The sequence below is a fragment of the Paenibacillus sp. FSL K6-4396 genome, assembly GCF_038002525.1.
GTDB lineage: Bacteria > Bacillota > Bacilli > Paenibacillales > Paenibacillaceae > Paenibacillus > Paenibacillus amylolyticus_B.
The window spans coordinates 6,322,835-6,339,529 of record NZ_JBBOCR010000001.1; the positions used below are offsets into that span (position 1 = coordinate 6,322,835).

Here is a 16,695-nt window from a genome sequence, read left to right on the forward strand (position 1 = left end):
AATAGGTTACACTCGCCACTCCGATGACAGAATAATCTTCCGATCGCTGTTATTCCCGGATTTTTCGATCTACTTTTTCAAAGGTAACAATCCGGTAATAAAGGCGAACGCTCCGCTTCTCCAGCTTATTTCTGTCCTCTGCGTTCTCGTTCTCGTGTAAAAATTAGTTTAGCTTATATTTAAGGGTAGTTGAATTCACAAGAGAGAACACTTCGTTTCTTCAGATTGCTTCTGGGACTCTCCGTTTTTGTGGAAACATAGTTCCTGTATACGAATTGCTTAGTAAAAGAACAATATCGGATAATAAGAGATTGCTTAGAATTTAGCTTTTGTACAGAAAGCTTATAACGAATGCTTCGCTTCTCTAGCTTATTTCGATCCTATTCGTACTCGTGTAAACGACATTACGCTCATATAACTTCTTTACTTAGTAAGGGCAAAGTTCTATTTTAACAGATCATAAGGGGAAAATGGGGGAATGGTAAACTAAACCGATTAAATGGTTTCTTTTACGGCCAACACCGTCTCAAGTGCTTTGTTCAGATCACTATACACAATGTTGCCTACCACGATGGTATCTGCAACCTGGGCAGCTTGCGTGGCTTTCTCCAGATCATCAATTCCGCCGCCGTAGATGAGATGTGCCCGCTCCAATTGTCTGTGTGTCTCACCAACAAGCTCCATATCTCCGAACGTTCCGCTGTACTCCATGTATACAATTGGAAGATTGAGCAGACGCTCCGCAGCCTGGGCATATGCCACCGCAGCTCCTGTCGTCAGATCCGTATCTGCCCCAGTCAACCGCGCTACCGTGGAGTTTGCATTAAGCACAATATAACCCTCGGCAATCAGGAGATCCCAAGGGATAAGATAACCGTAACGCTCTATAGCTTGCTGGTGGTGCCCAATCACCCATTTGCTGTCCGTTGCATTCAGGACCATTGGGATCAGATATCCATCAAAGCCGGGAACAACAGCCTCCAGATCGGATACTTCAAGCACACATGGCAACTCATAACGACGCACACGGGACATCAGGTCTACCGTGTTCTCGTAAGTAATTCCCGAAGATCCACCGACGATAATTGCATCGGTCCCCGACATGCAGACCAGATCGAGTTCTTCGTCTGTAATCTCCCGGTCCGGGTCAAGCTTAAACACATGTCTCCACTGCTTAATCATGTCTATCAACGAACATTCCTCCAGAGGTTCTTCTGCATCCTAGAAAGCTTGTAAACTAAGTCTAAGTCAGCAGGCAGTGAGTGTCAATGTTCGTATAAAAAGGGGAACAGAAAATCACAGACATTTCCCGGTCCTGGTAGGGAAAAGCCTATGATTTGGAATTTGCATAATTATAATTACGACATTTTACGGTCTCCAGGCAAACCGTGTATTCATCTCATCCAACTCTTGCTCCGTCAGCACGTCTGAGTATACTCCGTACACGCCCCACTTCTCATAGTTAGCCACCTGTTCAGTATCGTTGATGGTATGCACGTAGGTGACTGAGCCTGCACTATTCAGCTTGGCGACGAAATTCTGGTTTACTTTATATTCCGGCATAGTCACGGCATCAATATCATTCTTTTGCACAAAATCAACGACCTGATCTTCTGTATCCTGTGTGGCATATAACGTATAGATAATGGAAGGGAATGCATAGACTTCTTTCACCGTTTCGAGCATCGGTTCGTTATAGATTTGTACAACCACTCGATCCAGCACGGATGGATCATGTTCTTTGGCTGCATCCACGAGGGACCTTAACACCTGCTGAATATCCTCATCCTTCTGTTCCTTGGTGTCGGTTACGATATACATATCCGGGTACTGAGCCAGTACATCTATAATGCCGTCGGCATCCATGGGTTGATACATGCCCAGAATGGGCGTATTCATGAACTCATCATGTGTCAGCGCCCCGGCTTGTTTTTCCTCGGGAAGCTCTTGGTCCTGTTCTAGCATTTTGCTCATATTAGCGGTCCATTCATGTCTGGCTACAGCTATGCGATCCGAGGTCAGCATAAAGTCGATCTCAAAGACACGTGTGCCTTTCTCGTAATTGGCAATCATCGCTTCATAGGCGTTGGTATATGGTTGATCCCTGATGCTGCCCATCGCATGGGCGATTAATCTATAAGCGGTAAATCCGTCCCGTTGTTCCTCACTCTCGCTTTCATAGGCGAAAAAGAGTGTGCCCACGGTGACGATCAGTAGTATTAACACGGCGGCAATGCGTTTCATATCACATTCACATCCTCAGTACCTTTTTGTTAGCTAACTACCCGAATTAATTAGGTGTAAAACAAAATAGCCGCCCGGAGGCGGCTGTTAAATGGTGGATAGACTTTTAGGATAAAGCGCGGACCATCAAGATGCTCAGTTCTTTTGCTGTACACTTAACTCTTTCAAAAATGCAATCAGCGCCTCACGCCAAGGTCTCAGAGGTTCCAGACCGTTCGTTCGAATCGCCATATGATCCATCACCGAGTATGCAGGACGAGGGGCTGGACGCGGAAACTGATCGGTTGTGCATGGTGTAAGTTCGGCTGTCGGCTCGAACCCACTCTGCTTACCGGCCTCCTCTCTTATTGCCTCTGCAAACTCGTACCATGTGCAAGTTCCTGAATTGGAAGCATGATAGATGCCATACTTTTCACTTACGGAAAGGAGATAGATGAATCGTGCAAGATCCACCGTATAGGTAGGCGAACCTTGTTGGTCATGAACAACTTGCAGTTGTGGACGCTTCGCCATAAGTTCCAGTATGGTTTTGACAAAATTACTGCCATGCACGCCAAACACCCATGATGTTCGAATGATGAACCATTGCGTACACAAACTTTGAACCAGCCTTTCCCCGGCAAGCTTCGACTTGCCATAAACACTCTGCGGATTCGTTACATCGTACTCTCGGTATGGTGCACTCCCGCTCCCATCAAATACATAATCGGTGCTGATATATACCAGTTTTGCTTTCACTTTCTCGGCGGCAACAGCGATATTTCTAGTACCTGATGCATTGATTGCGTATGCTGTATCTTCATCTACCTCAGCTTGATCGACCGCCGTGTAAGCAGCGCAGTGAATAATGATGTGAGGTCGGAACGTTGTAATCCTATCTGTGCACTGCTGTTGATCGGTAATATCCATCTGGTTCTTGTCACAGGCCAATACCTGATGACCCTCTGCTTCGAAGGTCTTCACCACATCATAACCCAGCTGTCCGGCTGCACCAGTCACCATAACTCTATATTTCATTTGGACGAATCACCCATCCGCTTACCGTACTGAAGCTGAACATAGTCCTGATATGTGCCTGATTGAATTCTCGTCCACCAATCTTGATGTTTCAGATACCATTGGATCGTCTCCTTGATCCCTGTCTCAAAATTGTGTGCAGGTTGCCAGCCAAGCTCTGTACGTATCTTGGTAGGATCTATACCGTAACGTCGGTCATGTCCCAACCGATCTTGTACATATTGTATCAAACTCGCTGGCTTACCCAGTTGCTCCAATACGCTCTCCACAATGTATATATTAGTACGTTCATTATTACCACCAATGTTGTATACCTCTCCAGATTGTCCATTATGAATCACCAGATCAATCGCGCTGCAGTGATCCTCGACATAAAGCCAGTCACGAATATTGAGCCCGTCACCATATACCGGGATGGCTTCATCATTCAATGCACGGGATATAATCAGCGGAATCAGTTTCTCCGGGAATTGAAAAGGCCCGTAGTTATTGGAGCAACGTGTAATATTTACGGGAAGTCCATAGGTTTCATGATAGGCTCTTACAAGCAGATCCCCGCCAGCTTTACTTGCAGAGTAAGGACTGTTTGGCATCAGAGGTGTATCTTCAGTAAATAAACCCGTTGTACCTAGAGATCCATATACCTCATCCGTCGATACCTGAACAAATTTGGTGACTTGATACTTCTTTGCCGCATCCAGCAGAACCTGAGTACCCATCACATTGGTACGTACAAAGATATCCGGGGACAGAATACTTCGATCCACATGAGACTCGGCAGCGAAATTCACAACCACATCGATGCCTTCGGAAAAAACAGCTTCCATCTGCTGTACATCTGCAATATCTGCTTGGATGAAGGTATATCGGGGATTGGACTCTACCGTATGCAAGTTCTCCAAGTTCCCCGCATACGTTAATGCATCCACATTGATAATCTCATAACTCGGATGTTCACGAAGCATATATAGCACAAAGTTGCTGCCTATAAATCCGGCCCCACCCGTAACCAGTAGTTTCATGCTGTCACTCTCCCTCTACCTCCAGATACAGAAGTATCTGAATAGTCTGATTAATTAGTCGAAGTTCAGTTCAGCATCTTTCAGTAAAGGATGCTTCTGATCCTTCTCCGATAATATAGGTTTCGTCACAGGCCAATCAATGGCGAGCGCCGGATCGTTCCACAGAATTCCACGGTCATGTTCAGGAGAATAATAGGCGTCTACCTTATAAGTTACCTGAGAATGAGGCACCAAGGTACAGAATCCATGAGCAAATCCTTGAGGAACAAGCAGCTGCCGCTGGTTATACTCACTTAGAATGACACTTTTCCATTGACCAAAAGTCGGGGATGAAGTGCGGACGTCCACGATCACATCATATATAGCCCCTGATATAACCCTCACCAATTTAGTCTGTGCTTTGGGGTGAAGCTGGTAATGAAGCCCACGCACAACACCTGCTTCAGCCGACAAGGATTGATTGTCCTGAATAAAGATGTGCTTTATCCCCTGTTCATGAAGAACCTGCTCATTATAACTCTCCATAAAATATCCACGGTGATCACCATAAACCTGGGGTTCCAAGATGGCAGCGCCATCCATAAACAGCGGAAGTACCTTCATGACATCCCTCCGTTTTGCTGTTGACATTATTTCTTCATATTGACTATGTATATGTAAAGTGTCGAGTATGTGTTTGTTCATTGGCCTGTATAACACTCATATTTACTCTTCCATAAAATAAATTAAAGCCCAGCCGCGATATCATTCTTCGGCTGGACTTCAAGGCATGCGAGAAACCATTTATTGATCCTTTACGACCTGTTCCAAATACTTTAAGAGATCTTTCCGTAGATCCGGGCGCTGCAATGCGTAGTGAATCGATGTCTCAATAAAACCCAACTTCTCACCAACATCATGACGCAATCCATCAAAGTGATAGGCGAGAATCTGACGTTGCTCATTCAATCGGGACAAGGCATCCGTAAGTTGAATTTCTCCTCCGACGCCAGCCGATTGCTGACCCAGGATCTCAAAGATATCCGGCGTAAGAATATAACGTCCCATAATGGCCAAGTTTGAAGGCGAATCCTCGGTCTTCGGTTTCTCAATTAAGCGGCGGGCACGAAAGACACGATCATCGGTAGGGGTCAGCAACTCTCCGTCCACAATCCCGTAGCGGTACACCTCGCTCCAATCAACAGGCTGTACACCAACGATTGGAGACTGCAGCTCATCGTAGACTTCGATCATCTGCTTCAGGCAGGGATGGTCCGCTTCCACAATATCATCCCCTAACAGGACGGCAAAAGGCTCATTACCGATAAACTTGCGTGCGCACCAGATGGCGTGACCAAGTCCCTTCGGTTCCTTTTGACGGATATAATGGATATCTGCCATCTCGGAGGGTTTGCGAACCTCATTCAGCAAGTCCCACTTCTGTTTATCCGCTAGATTCTGCTCCAGCTCAAAAGAGTAGTCGAAGTGATCTTCAATGGCGCGCTTCCCTTTACCTGTCACAATAATGATATCTTCAATTCCTGAAGCTACGGCTTCTTCAATAATGTACTGAATCGTTGGCTTGTCCACGATCGGCAGCATTTCCTTAGGCATTGCCTTGGTCGCAGGCAAAAACCGGGTACCCAGCCCCGCAGCTGGAATAATCGCTTTGCGAATACGCACACGAACCCACTCCTTTTGTTAAACAAGTTGAACTAAAGCATATTTACACTTACCACTCCGGGTGACAGAACAACCTTCCGATCGCTGTTATCCCCAGATTTTTAATTCACTTTTACAAAGGTGAAAATCTGGGGATAGCGTATGCTTCCGATGCAGCTTTCTTTCAGAAAGCTTTTAGGCGAGCGCTCCGCTTCTCCAGTTTTTTTCTGTCCTTTACGTTTCTCGTGTAAATGATTAGTCCAACTTGTATAGATTCATATATTTAATGATTCTTATTGCTACGATGCTTGGACTCCATTATACCATCAACAATTCGCGGATATCCTGTTCCGATAAGGTCGTTGATCCTCCGTCTCCCGGTTCGATCACTTCGGCAATCAAGTCCTTTTTCCTCTGCTGGAGTTCCAGAATCTTCTCTTCGATCGTACCTTCGGTAACCAAGCGAATGACTTGTACCACTTGTTTCTGTCCCATGCGATGGGCACGGCCAATCGCCTGTTCTTCCACCGCGGGATTCCACCACAGATCATATAATATAACGGTATCTGCCCCTGTTAAGTTGAGTCCGGTCCCGCCAGCTTTCAGGGAGATTAAGAACAGTTCAGCTTCACCTTCGTTAAATCTGTGGCACATCTCGACCCGGCTCTGTGCAGGGGTCTGACCATCGAGGTAAAACAGGTTTCTTCCCTTTGCCGCAAGGGTCTGACGAATCAGGTTCAACATGCTCGCAAATTGGGAGAAGATGAGAATTCGTTTGCCTGCAGCCAAACAATCCTCGACCGTTTCAAGCAACTGTTCCATTTTCCCGGAATCGCCTTGATATCCTTCGACAAAGAGGGCCGGATGACAACACAACTGACGCAAACGCGTGATGCCAGCCAGAATTTTGATACGATTCTTCTGGAATCCGTTATCCTCCATGTCCTTCGATGCTTCATCCTGAAGCTGGGAAAGGTATGCGGCGTACAGTTTCTTCTGTTCAACCGTAAGCTCTGAGCGCTGTACCGTTTCAATTCGATCAGGCAATTCTTCCAACACATCCTTCTTCAGGCGGCGCAGAATAAACGGACGCACCATCCGCGAGATCCGTTCCGGAGGAAGGTCGCGGAATCTTCTGTAACTTGGAAATAACCCAGGGAATACGGCTTCAAAAATGGACCACAATTCATCCAGCGAGTTCTCTACAGGCGTTCCTGTAAGTGCAAAACGACGCGGGGCCTGAATTTGTTTCACTGCCTGGGCGGTCTGGGAAGAAGCATTTTTGATTGCCTGAGCTTCATCCAGAATGAGCGTATGGAAGGTTCGGCCCAGGTAGGTGTCCAAATCCCGGCGCAACAGAGGATAAGACGTCACAATCACATCTGCCTCATCCATTCCAGAAAGCATGCTGGCTCGTTCTTCTTTCTGACCGGCTGCGATCAGGACTTTCAGATGCGGGGCGAACCGCGCAAACTCATTAGCCCAGTTGTAGGTCAGCGAGGCAGGCGCCACGACAAGTACCGGGGGATGAATGACCCTCGTTCGGATTGTCAGTCCATCCTGCTGCATCGTGGACCATAAACCATCCTTATTCTCTGAAGTCATCTTATTCAATGGGAGTCCAGTTTCTAGATCGATGTCGGAAGTCACCAGCGTTTCAACGTCCCATAATGATCCGCTCTCCCGGTATTTATCAACGCCCGTATGGTCGATGTTGTACTCGGGTTTCTCCTGAAGAACCGCTGTGATATAGGCGATGCTTTGCAACGTTTTGCCAAGTCCCATATCATCCGCGAGAATGCCGCCAAAACGATAATAAGCGAGGGTACGCAGCCACTGATATCCGCTGTTTTGATAATCCCGCAGGATGGGGGTCAATGCTTTTGGTAATGCAAAATCCATCCGTTCAGGATCGCGCAGATCATCAAGGAAACGTTTCAGGGAGCCTCCCCACTTCACATGACCGGAAACTTCATCCCTGCCCGGCAACTGTAACGCCCGAACAGCTGGCAGCCGGATATGGCTGCTCTTGATGTCATCTGCTCCAAGTCCAAGCGAATCAGCCATGTGAGCGAAGCTGTCTGCACCTTCATTTTCAAGCGAAAGAAAGACACCGCTCTTGAGACGGAAATATGGTTTCTTTTCCACAATGCGGCGCATGAGTTCCTGAAGTTCCTGCTCGTCCACACCTTCCATCTCAAATGAAATCTCCAGCCAGTCCAAACCCCTTCCCAAATCTGCTCGTACTTTCGGCGGTGTTGGATAGGATTGCACCATCGCCTTCACGGCGTTTGGCATATAAATATCTGCCTGTTTCTCAAGCTCAGGCAACAGATGATACATGACATCATAGATGGCATCTTCGCGTTCGCTCGCCCAAACACTACCGTCTCTTTCGAGAAAGGATCGATCAAGCCGTTCAATCAAGTTTCGCTCTTTGTATCGATCACGCACCAAAATAACCTTTTTCTCTTCTTCATCAATCAAGTACTCTGCCAGCGGATTAATAACCATGACCTCATAGTCGAATTCCAGACGTGCTGTAATGCGTTCACGATAGAAGTCGATGTATAGTTTCGGTGAAAGTTCCGGTTCCGCAATCTGTTCACGCACCTGCGAATCAATGGACAGATGTCCAAGCGTACGCAGTTCTGGCACCACATGTTGTACAAACTCGTCCACCTGCTGGGGCGAAATATCGATGCTTTCCTTGATTCCATATGAAGTGAGTGCACCACTCAAGTCCTCCAGACTTCGCATCTGCATCGGCTCCAACATATGCAACTGTCCTTCCACCACAGCGGCATCATAAGCAGGGAGAAGAATCAGTTCACGCAGTCCCGAAATTTCAAGCTGATACCCTTCATTCGTTCCCTGGGCAATCCGGTAAAACAAAGGCAATACTCCCTCACCGAGCGTGAGTGGTCCATTGGCAAATCCTGTACCCTCCATCCGACTGTCGGCCTGTAGTAGCAATTCCAGCAATGGCTTCCATACGAGCGGAGCAATCAGTATATCCCGTCCGTCCGACGCTCCCAAATAACCGGAGATGGATTCGCGGTATGCCTCTTCACTCTGTCTCATTCGAATAAGCATCGAGAGAATGGCCTGATCCTGCGGAGTGAAAACATGCATCAATGGATCATAGTGGAACAGCTTGGTAAATGACATTGGCTCGCCCTTCTCGATACAGTTCAGGAATTGTTTCACTTTCTGCACCACATACAGACGTTTGTTACCCACTTTCAATTCAAGAGCAAGTTTCCCACCACCCTTGTGAACCTGTGTCAGCTTACATATAAACTGAACCTGCAATTCTTCCCGCAGGAAGGAACGGCTGACAGGGGCAGTGTATTTACGATCATTTCCATGCAGCGGTCTCCGATCCTTGGCAAACATGGACAGAATCTGATCCGCCGTACGGTAAGAAGGTTTATCTGCCGAGCGGCCCCACCCCGAAGCTGAGCTTGGCCGACCTGCTTGGGCAAAATGAACCGGAGGACGCTCTGGAACATCATTCGGTTGCTCTCGTTGTGAATCAGACTGTGGTCGCTCCCACCTGCTCTCTTCCACTAACGTCCCGACCCTGGACTTGGAACCTATGCTGGAACTGGTACTGGCTCCTTGGCCTGTAGCAGGTTGAGGAGGCTTCCCAGAGGCAACTGTGGCATTCCGTTCCTGCTGCTCACCCCATTCATGAATAGCCAACAGGACAGCAGCAACATGTTTACAGTAGTCATAGTGTCTGCCGTCACCCGGACAACTGCAGCCTGCCACAACCTCTCCAGCTTCATCTATATCCACCGTCACCTGATAGCGCTCCGATCCACGCACCTGTGCTTCATAATGAAGCTGATCGTTACTGACCACCAGATTGGTCACCCTGCCAGATTGGTTATAATCTTCTCCGCGCTTGAATGCCGTGACCCCGCACAGCAATTTGATATCCATAATTGTGAATGGCGCCACGCTTCTTCGCCTCCTGTATCATGATGTAAAAAAACCCCAAGAGCTCCTTGAAGCAGAGATTGGGGTTCCTTCATACTTGTAACTGTTGTTGTACCATACAATCTAATTATTTCACCAATTGACCACGTGTAACGCCCAGTTGGTTCGTTGCTTTGAGTGTTTTCCACACTTGTGTACCACTGATCTCGCCGCGCAATGCACGGTTGTACAGATCAATGACTTCGCGTACCTGCTCCGTTGTCTCTTCCAGGAATTCCACACGGTAACGGGATACACCCAGATCCATGAAGTTGGTCAGATACTCGGCACCTGACTGCTCCACTGCGTTGTATACCGTATTACGGCAGCCTTCATCCACACGTACTGGGTGGGACATGCCGATCCGGTCTTGCAGTGATGCACGCTGTTCCTCACAAGGACGACCACAGTTCGTATAGTCCGTTCCTTCACTCATAAACGTACAATACACACAGTGCTCGGTGTGGAACATTGGCAGATGCTGATGGATAACCACTTCGGTCTGACTTGTACGGGAGTGGCCCAGCAAATCAACCATTTGTTGAATGTTCAGGTCATAGGATGGCGTAATCCAGTCACATCCGGCTTCCAGGAACAATTCAACGGCTTTGTGATTGGCGATGTTCAATGAGAAGTCGCCGATCAGTTCCGGGTGCGTTGCATCCGGGTTTTCCATCCGGTGGCGAAGGTAGAAGTACAGTGCGCCTGTATTACGTACCAATACCGCATCCGGCTTCAGACGCAGGATGTTGTTATGATATCCGTTCTCCCCAGGCATGTGAATACGCGGTGTTGCCAGCGCGATCTTGCGACCAGCGGCATGCACAGCTTCCACGGCTGCCGGGAACTGCTTGATAAACTCGAAGTCGGCATAGATCATGCCGATGCCCGCTTCAATCGCTGCCTCCACTTGTGGCAGGCTGCGACAGAGCGCAGTCAGCTCTGCTTGACCGCGAGCGACTGGCGATGCCGGTTTAACCGAATCGCCGTACACATCGACCGCCCGTTTCACGTAGACAGGTGGTTTAGGACGTTCGCCCGCAAGTTGTTCTACCGCCTGACGGCGAATGTTATTCAACTCGCGCATCGGGATGATGACGTCACCGTGAAGATTGACGTCCATTCCCTCCAACTGGAACACGGTGCCTCCCAGACGTCCGAACTGCTCTTCGAGCAATTCATGCGTCATTGGACGCTTCTGCGCAATGTCCAGTTCCATCTCGGAATCAATACGGACGGTTGTGCCCTTCTGCACGTCTGTCCACCATGTGCTAAGCGGCTGGCCTGGGCTGCCGATGACCTTCACCTTCACCGGGAATACACGGTACGGTTTCTCGGTTTCGAAGCTTTGACGCAGACGTTTGTCCAGCGCCGGATCATTCGTTTTCCACACTTTGTCGCCAACTTTCACGCGTCGCAGATCCACATCACTGCGGCCTGGTACGACATCAACGATCCAACCCTCTTCGGCTTCGCCTTCGAGTTTTACGCCTTTGCGACGTACATCGTATACACGTCCGCCCTCTTCCTTCTGAGTCGGGTCTCCGGCGTCAAATACAATTCCGTCTCCACGTTTCACGGGTGCATCCAGCTTCAGGACCACACCATCGCGCAACACTTGATCTACACGACCAAGGTAGACGCCACGGCTTTTCGGGAACGTTCCATCCACCAGTTCTTTGTTGTTCGTACCACTGAGGAATCCATGCGTGAATCCACGGGAGAAGCTTTGCTGCAATTCGCGAACTTCTTCCTTGCTTGGCGGTGTGTTATCTCCATCAAAATAACGGTCAATCGCTTTACGATATTTGCTTACCACGTTCGCTACGTATTCCGGCGTTTTGAGACGTCCTTCTATTTTGAAAGAAGTCACTCCTGCTTCGATCAGTTCCGGCATCAGATCAATCGCTGCCAGATCCTTCGGAGACAACAGATAGGCTACATCACCCATCGGTTTGTGCACTCCATCCACCATTAGATCGTATGGAAGACGACAAGCTTGTGCGCACTCCCCGCGGTTCGCCGAACGTCCTCCCCACATTTCAGAAGTCAGACACTGCCCCGAGTAGGATACACACAACGCACCGTGAACGAACACTTCCATTGGAAGCTTCGCCTGTTCACCGATCTTCTGGATCTGCTTCAGGTTGTTCTCCCGTCCCAGAACGACACGTTCCATATCAAACGGCTTCGTGAACTCGACCGCTTCCGGTGACGTAATCGTCATCTGTGTTGAACCGTGAATCGGGAAATCCGGCGAGATCTCGCGGATCATCTTCACCAAACCCAAATCCTGAACAATTACAGCGTCCACACCTGCATCGACACATGCATCAATCAGTTCTTTGGCATCCGTCAATTCATTTTCAAAAATCAATATATTAAAGGTCAAGAAACCTTTTACGCCATAACTGTGCAAAAACGCCATAATCTCCGGCAGCTCGTCCATGCGGAAATTGTTCGCTCGTGCCCGTGCATTAAACTTTTCGACTCCGAAGAAAATTGCATCTGCGCCATTGGCTACCGCCGAACGCATACAATCCCAGTCACCAGCAGGTGCCAGAAGTTCAACGTCTTCTCTTCGTATTGTTGCTGTTTTCATGTAGATCCTCCCCATAACCGGCTATCCGCCGGATTTCATCCCTATATCCTTAAACGCCTGAACATACCAAGCCTAAGACTGCACCTTATCGGGTACACCTGCATTGTCACGGTATTACAATATCTATCTATTATGTCTGTATTGCCTGAACTCCAAGCTTACAGTCATTCATATTCACCAGATCAGCAGTCATAACTCCTGAACTAGTATAGTGTACCACTTCTGCACCGACTCTTCTACGTTTTCCTGAAAAAACCGTTTACCATTTTCATTTCCAGCACAACGAAAAAACCGGAAGGTCCTCTGACCCTCCGGCATGCATCACTATTATTTAATAAATGTAAATGAGTTCACTGCTTTTTCCAAGGCTGCCGCCTGAACTTCTGTCTTGTTGGCATCATTCAACCCACTTGTGATCGTATAGGTTGTTCCATCCTTTTCAAACACGATCTGGCGACCCGCATATGGCACGCCTTTGTCCAGTTCATGATACGTAAAGGAAAATGCAGGCACACCCGCAAACGTCAGCTCCTCACTGCCAAGCAATTTGAAGTTCTTACGGGTTTTGGTGGCTTCGGCATAAGCTTCTCTCAGTTGGCTGACCGTCATTTCGATCGACTTGTCTTCACTCGCCGCAATGGAGAATTCTCCGCCGGTAAAGGTGTACACCACAGGTGAATATTCGAATCGATCACTGTAAGGTGTCCAGTAACGCGGAATATCTACACTGTATTTATAACGTTTGGACGTACGTGTAAGTGTCTTCGTTTTGTCTGTCAGATAAGGATCTTCATCCAGCTGACCGAAATTATCGGCAACCGTATCAAAATCAATCTCCACACTCTTCATAATCCGTTCAAACCATGCCCGATCTGCAATCTGCTCCTCAGGAAACGTATACTCTGCATAATATCGATACCCATTCTTCTGCAAAAGAACATCGAACTCCGTCTGCCAGCCTCCGCCAAAGTTATAACGGAATTCATTCACCTCAGCAGTCTCTCCCGAGATATCCATCGTATATGAACCAATTGGCTCGTAACTCTCTGGTGTAAATGTCTCACGCATCCACTTATCCAGTTGGCCGCTCCAGTCTTTTACCGTAGTACCTGCCTTCGCCGATGTGACACGCCATTGCAGATATGCACCATCCTTGGCTTCATAGATCATCTGATTGTTGTCAATCGACCAGCCGGCAGGAATCATCAACTCAATACCATAGTCATCGTTCCACGCGGAGCGCATGCCATGATCTACGGTAGACAGATCCTTGATCGTTCGATCCGATTCCGCATAGGTTGGCTGGAATGAATTGAGTAGAGCTGCACGTTTGCCCAGATCTTTATAATTCAATGCTTCGTAATCCGCGAGATACACATCATATTGACGACCTTCGCTCAGATACTGACGCATCTCCCATAACATACCGTCTACATCTTTCACGATAATCCGTGCATAAGGCGTTTTGCCTTTCGACACCGCTTCACGATCCAGCACCGTATCTCCCGATTGTTTGGCCTCCTGGACGAGTTGCTGCAACAAATCATCCGCATCCAGAGCCACATCCTGATCGCTGACGTACACCTCAAGATAATAACTGTTGTCTGCAGCGCCGAAAGTCATCATGCGCTCCTGCTCACCGGTCTGGAAAACCATAAGGTCTGCCGGGTAGTTAATGGACCAGCCGTAAAAACTGTTGCCGATTCTGGTTTTGCCTTCATCCGGATGAATGCCATCCTCGTCATCCACCGAATCATCGGTTTGCAACAGACGAATGACCATTTCTCCGGAGCTGGTTGGAGCTAGCGTCGCTCCGATACCGGCAGCAACCGGACGAAGTGGGACCATGAGTACGCCATTCACCATCTTGGGAGCGGCACCCATCTCATGTTTCACACCATCCACCCAGGCAATTGGACTTCCAATCGTTAGGGTAACCGTGTGCGGACCTTCCTTGATTTTGACGACATCATTTTTCTCCAGCCGGATTTCACTGCCAAATGCTTTCTTGAACACACCAACAGGCACCATCGTAACACCCTTGAATTTGTAAGGTTTGGCTATGGCCTGCTTATCACCGTTAATGTAGGCGCTCGTGCTACCCGCTTTGACCCGTAGTTCACTTGTCGTCAGATCAGATGCCCATACAGGCAATGCCGCGCCAATGGTCAGCATCCCGGTTAATACACCTGTGCTTAGCACACGTATCCATGACTTTTTCATTCCGTTCTTTCGTCCTCTCTCCATCCGGGCTGATCGCCGGGCTTTATTGTTCTTCATCTGCAAGGAACGCTTCATCTTCCTCGTCTACGATGTCTGCGCGATCAGCAAGCACCAACGTGCGGGTGACGATATCACCATCCGTTTGCATTAACAGCTTTACCTTTTGTCCAGGCAGATACTTTTTGAGTAACTCATTGATATCCACTACTGAAGAGACACGTGTGCCCGCGACACTGTAAAGGACATCGCCCTCTTTGATTTTGGCTTTCTTGGCTTCAGAAGACAGTACGCCCGTAATCGTTAAGGGATCATCTGTAGGCAGGCCCACAATCGCAGACCAACTTTCTTCCAGCTGTAGCCCCAAACTTGCACGTTTTATTTTGCCATATTTAAAAAACTGATCGATGATATATTGAACGGTATCCACCGGAATCGAAAACCCCAAACTCTCTACGCCTACCGCAGAGAATTTCATGGAATTGATACCAACCACTTCACCTTTCAGGTTGACCAGTGGTCCTCCGCTATTTCCTGGGTTAATGGCAGTGTCGGTCTGAATCAACCGGTAGGTCGCCTCAACACCACGATTCAAGCCGCTAATTACCCCTACCGTTGCCGAGTTGCGCAAAGAAAAGGAAATCGGCGTACCCAAGGCGATCACCGTTTCTCCAACAGTAGTTTGTGAGGCTTTGGCAAAGCTCGCCGGTTTGAGTGATTTGGCATTGATTTTGATTAGCGCCAGATCACTGAGTGCATCACTGTATGTTTTCGTAATTTTGTATGTATTGCCATCCGTCGTTACGACAACCGGATTCGTTAATCCGTCGACCACATGTGCATTTGTTACGATCCATCCGTTCGACCGGATAATGACACCTGTACCATGTGCAAGATTATAACGGTCGTCTGATGTTGCACCGTCCTGCACTTCGGTAGATTTCCCAATAATGCCTACGACCGAAGGAGATACCTTTTCGATCACTTTGGGAATGGCTTCACTTCCCTTGTACGTGTACGTTCCGGATTTTGCATCATATTGTCCACTTCCACCAACTGCCTTGAGCAAATCTTTAGTGTTCACATAGACTTGACCGTCTACCACTTTCGCTTGCATTGCCGCTTTGGATTCAGCTGCACCGGCCGTTGCCGCTACACTAATCGAGAGTACAGCAGCCATCAGTATGGCTATCCCCTTTTTACCCAACACGCTCATATTCTCACCTGACCCTCTCTATACATCCTTCTTGCGCGACTCGACATCGGATTCATCGCTGAATCTATTCGCTCTTTCTCTCATCTGCAATTCCGGTATCCCTCAATGTATCATACAGAATCTGGATATACAATTGTTTTAAGTCCTATTTTAGTAGAGAAGGTAGAATCTTGTTCAATCGTTTCAGTATAAATGAAAAAAACACCCTCCATGTCTCTCTGGAAAGTGTTCGTCTGTACCTCTTTTGGCTTAAATTCCATTCACTTCAGTGGCATTCCTACTGAGCAAACCAACCCGTTATCATCGCATAGTCTGTCATCAGAAATACCAGTAGGCTGACTACTGCAAATCCGATCGCAAACAGATTCTTTTTCGGTGCCCGAAGAAGCCGAACAACTCCGATGAAAATCAGGATCGTAAATAAGATGACAAAAATATCAAATGCATTAAAATTCGACGTACTCGCCGTGGCAGCTTCTGCAAACAGCATGGATAGACAGACCTCCTTACCATAGTTGAACAGCTAACGCATACCCTAATATCTTCCTCTATGTTATCTGTACCCTGCTTGTAATGCAAGCCCTATCATCCATAAAAATGAAAAAAATCCAATTTGGCCGAATATTCCTGTAACGCTCGTCATAATGCATATGTAAACACTTTCACGAAATAACCTTAGTCCGAAAGAAACACCGTGCATAATTCATAATGAAAAGCCCTTCTTCTCGGAAGCAGAGCACATCAGA

The 16,695-nt window shown here is 47.9% G+C and carries 11 protein-coding genes; all 11 read right to left on the bottom strand.

The features are described from left to right. Window positions 1-495: 495 nt before the first annotated feature. The 11 genes from MHB85_RS27785 to MHB85_RS27835 all read right to left on the bottom strand — a co-directional run bounded on the left by MHB85_RS27785 (window position 496) and on the right by MHB85_RS27835 (window position 16,439). Window positions 496-1,182 carry a heptaprenylglyceryl phosphate synthase gene (locus tag MHB85_RS27785; protein WP_374954415.1) on the bottom strand — a complete coding sequence of 229 codons (687 nt, stop codon included), beginning with the start codon at window positions 1,180-1,182 and terminating at the stop codon, window positions 496-498. Window positions 1,183-1,368: 186 nt separating this feature from the next. Beyond that, entirely contained in the window at window positions 1,369-2,244 is an 876-nt protein-coding gene (locus tag MHB85_RS27790) for a phosphatidylinositol-specific phospholipase C/glycerophosphodiester phosphodiesterase family protein (protein WP_105600048.1), read from the bottom strand. A 135-nt stretch (window positions 2,245-2,379) separates the two neighbouring features. Beyond that, window positions 2,380-3,261, bottom strand: coding sequence for a dTDP-4-dehydrorhamnose reductase (gene rfbD / locus MHB85_RS27795; protein WP_105600049.1), 882 nt, complete (start codon window positions 3,259-3,261; stop codon window positions 2,380-2,382). Further along, on the bottom strand, window positions 3,258-4,283 hold the full coding sequence (gene rfbB, locus MHB85_RS27800) for a dTDP-glucose 4,6-dehydratase (protein ID WP_105600051.1): 1,026 nt from the start codon (window positions 4,281-4,283) through the stop codon (window positions 3,258-3,260). Before rfbB ends, rfbD begins: the two co-directional genes overlap by 4 nt. Window positions 4,284-4,337: 54 nt before the next feature. Further along, window positions 4,338-4,886: a dTDP-4-dehydrorhamnose 3,5-epimerase gene (gene rfbC, locus MHB85_RS27805; RefSeq protein ID WP_105600052.1), complete on the bottom strand. Its 549-nt coding sequence runs from the start codon at window positions 4,884-4,886 to the stop codon at window positions 4,338-4,340. 180 nt (window positions 4,887-5,066) lie between these two features. Continuing rightward, window positions 5,067-5,945: a UTP--glucose-1-phosphate uridylyltransferase GalU gene (gene galU / locus MHB85_RS27810; RefSeq protein ID WP_105600054.1), complete on the bottom strand. Its 879-nt coding sequence runs from the start codon at window positions 5,943-5,945 to the stop codon at window positions 5,067-5,069. 297 nt (window positions 5,946-6,242) lie between these two features. Next, window positions 6,243-9,893, bottom strand: coding sequence for a DEAD/DEAH box helicase (locus tag MHB85_RS27815; RefSeq protein WP_105600056.1), 3,651 nt, complete (start codon window positions 9,891-9,893; stop codon window positions 6,243-6,245). Between the two features lie 106 nt (window positions 9,894-9,999). Then, window positions 10,000-12,513: a U32 family peptidase gene (locus MHB85_RS27820; RefSeq protein WP_105600057.1), complete on the bottom strand. Its 2,514-nt coding sequence runs from the start codon at window positions 12,511-12,513 to the stop codon at window positions 10,000-10,002. A 327-nt stretch (window positions 12,514-12,840) separates the two neighbouring features. Further along, the gene (locus tag MHB85_RS27825; protein WP_341074004.1) at window positions 12,841-14,793 is read right to left on the bottom strand and encodes a stalk domain-containing protein; all 1,953 of its coding nucleotides are present in this window, start codon (window positions 14,791-14,793) and stop codon (window positions 12,841-12,843) included. Beyond that, a complete protein-coding gene (locus tag MHB85_RS27830; protein WP_244661079.1) occupies window positions 14,780-15,949 on the bottom strand; it encodes a S1C family serine protease in 1,170 nt (389 codons plus the stop codon). Before MHB85_RS27830 ends, MHB85_RS27825 begins: the two co-directional genes overlap by 14 nt. A 277-nt stretch (window positions 15,950-16,226) precedes the next feature. After that, a complete protein-coding gene (locus MHB85_RS27835; protein ID WP_017692026.1) occupies window positions 16,227-16,439 on the bottom strand; it encodes a hypothetical protein in 213 nt (70 codons plus the stop codon). Window positions 16,440-16,695 lie beyond the last annotated feature (256 nt).

Bases quoted from the DNA above. Each gene is read 5' to 3' on its own strand.
- MHB85_RS27785 (WP_374954415.1), bottom strand. From the start codon at position 1,182: ATGATTAAGCAGTGGAGACATGTGTTTAAGCTTGACCCGGACCGGGAG.
- MHB85_RS27790 (WP_105600048.1), bottom strand. From the start codon at position 2,244: ATGAAACGCATTGCCGCCGTGTTAATACTACTGATCGTCACCGTGGGC.
- rfbD (WP_105600049.1), bottom strand. From the start codon at position 3,261: ATGAAATATAGAGTTATGGTGACTGGTGCAGCCGGACAGCTGGGTTAT.
- rfbB (WP_105600051.1), bottom strand. From the start codon at position 4,283: ATGAAACTACTGGTTACGGGTGGGGCCGGATTTATAGGCAGCAACTTT.
- rfbC (WP_105600052.1), bottom strand. From the start codon at position 4,886: ATGAAGGTACTTCCGCTGTTTATGGATGGCGCTGCCATCTTGGAACCC.
- MHB85_RS27820 (WP_105600057.1), bottom strand. From the start codon at position 12,513: ATGAAAACAGCAACAATACGAAGAGAAGACGTTGAACTTCTGGCACCT.
- MHB85_RS27825 (WP_341074004.1), bottom strand. From the start codon at position 14,793: ATGAAGAACAATAAAGCCCGGCGATCAGCCCGGATGGAGAGAGGACGA.
- MHB85_RS27830 (WP_244661079.1), bottom strand. From the start codon at position 15,949: ATGAGCGTGTTGGGTAAAAAGGGGATAGCCATACTGATGGCTGCTGTA.
- MHB85_RS27835 (WP_017692026.1), bottom strand. From the start codon at position 16,439: ATGCTGTTTGCAGAAGCTGCCACGGCGAGTACGTCGAATTTTAATGCA.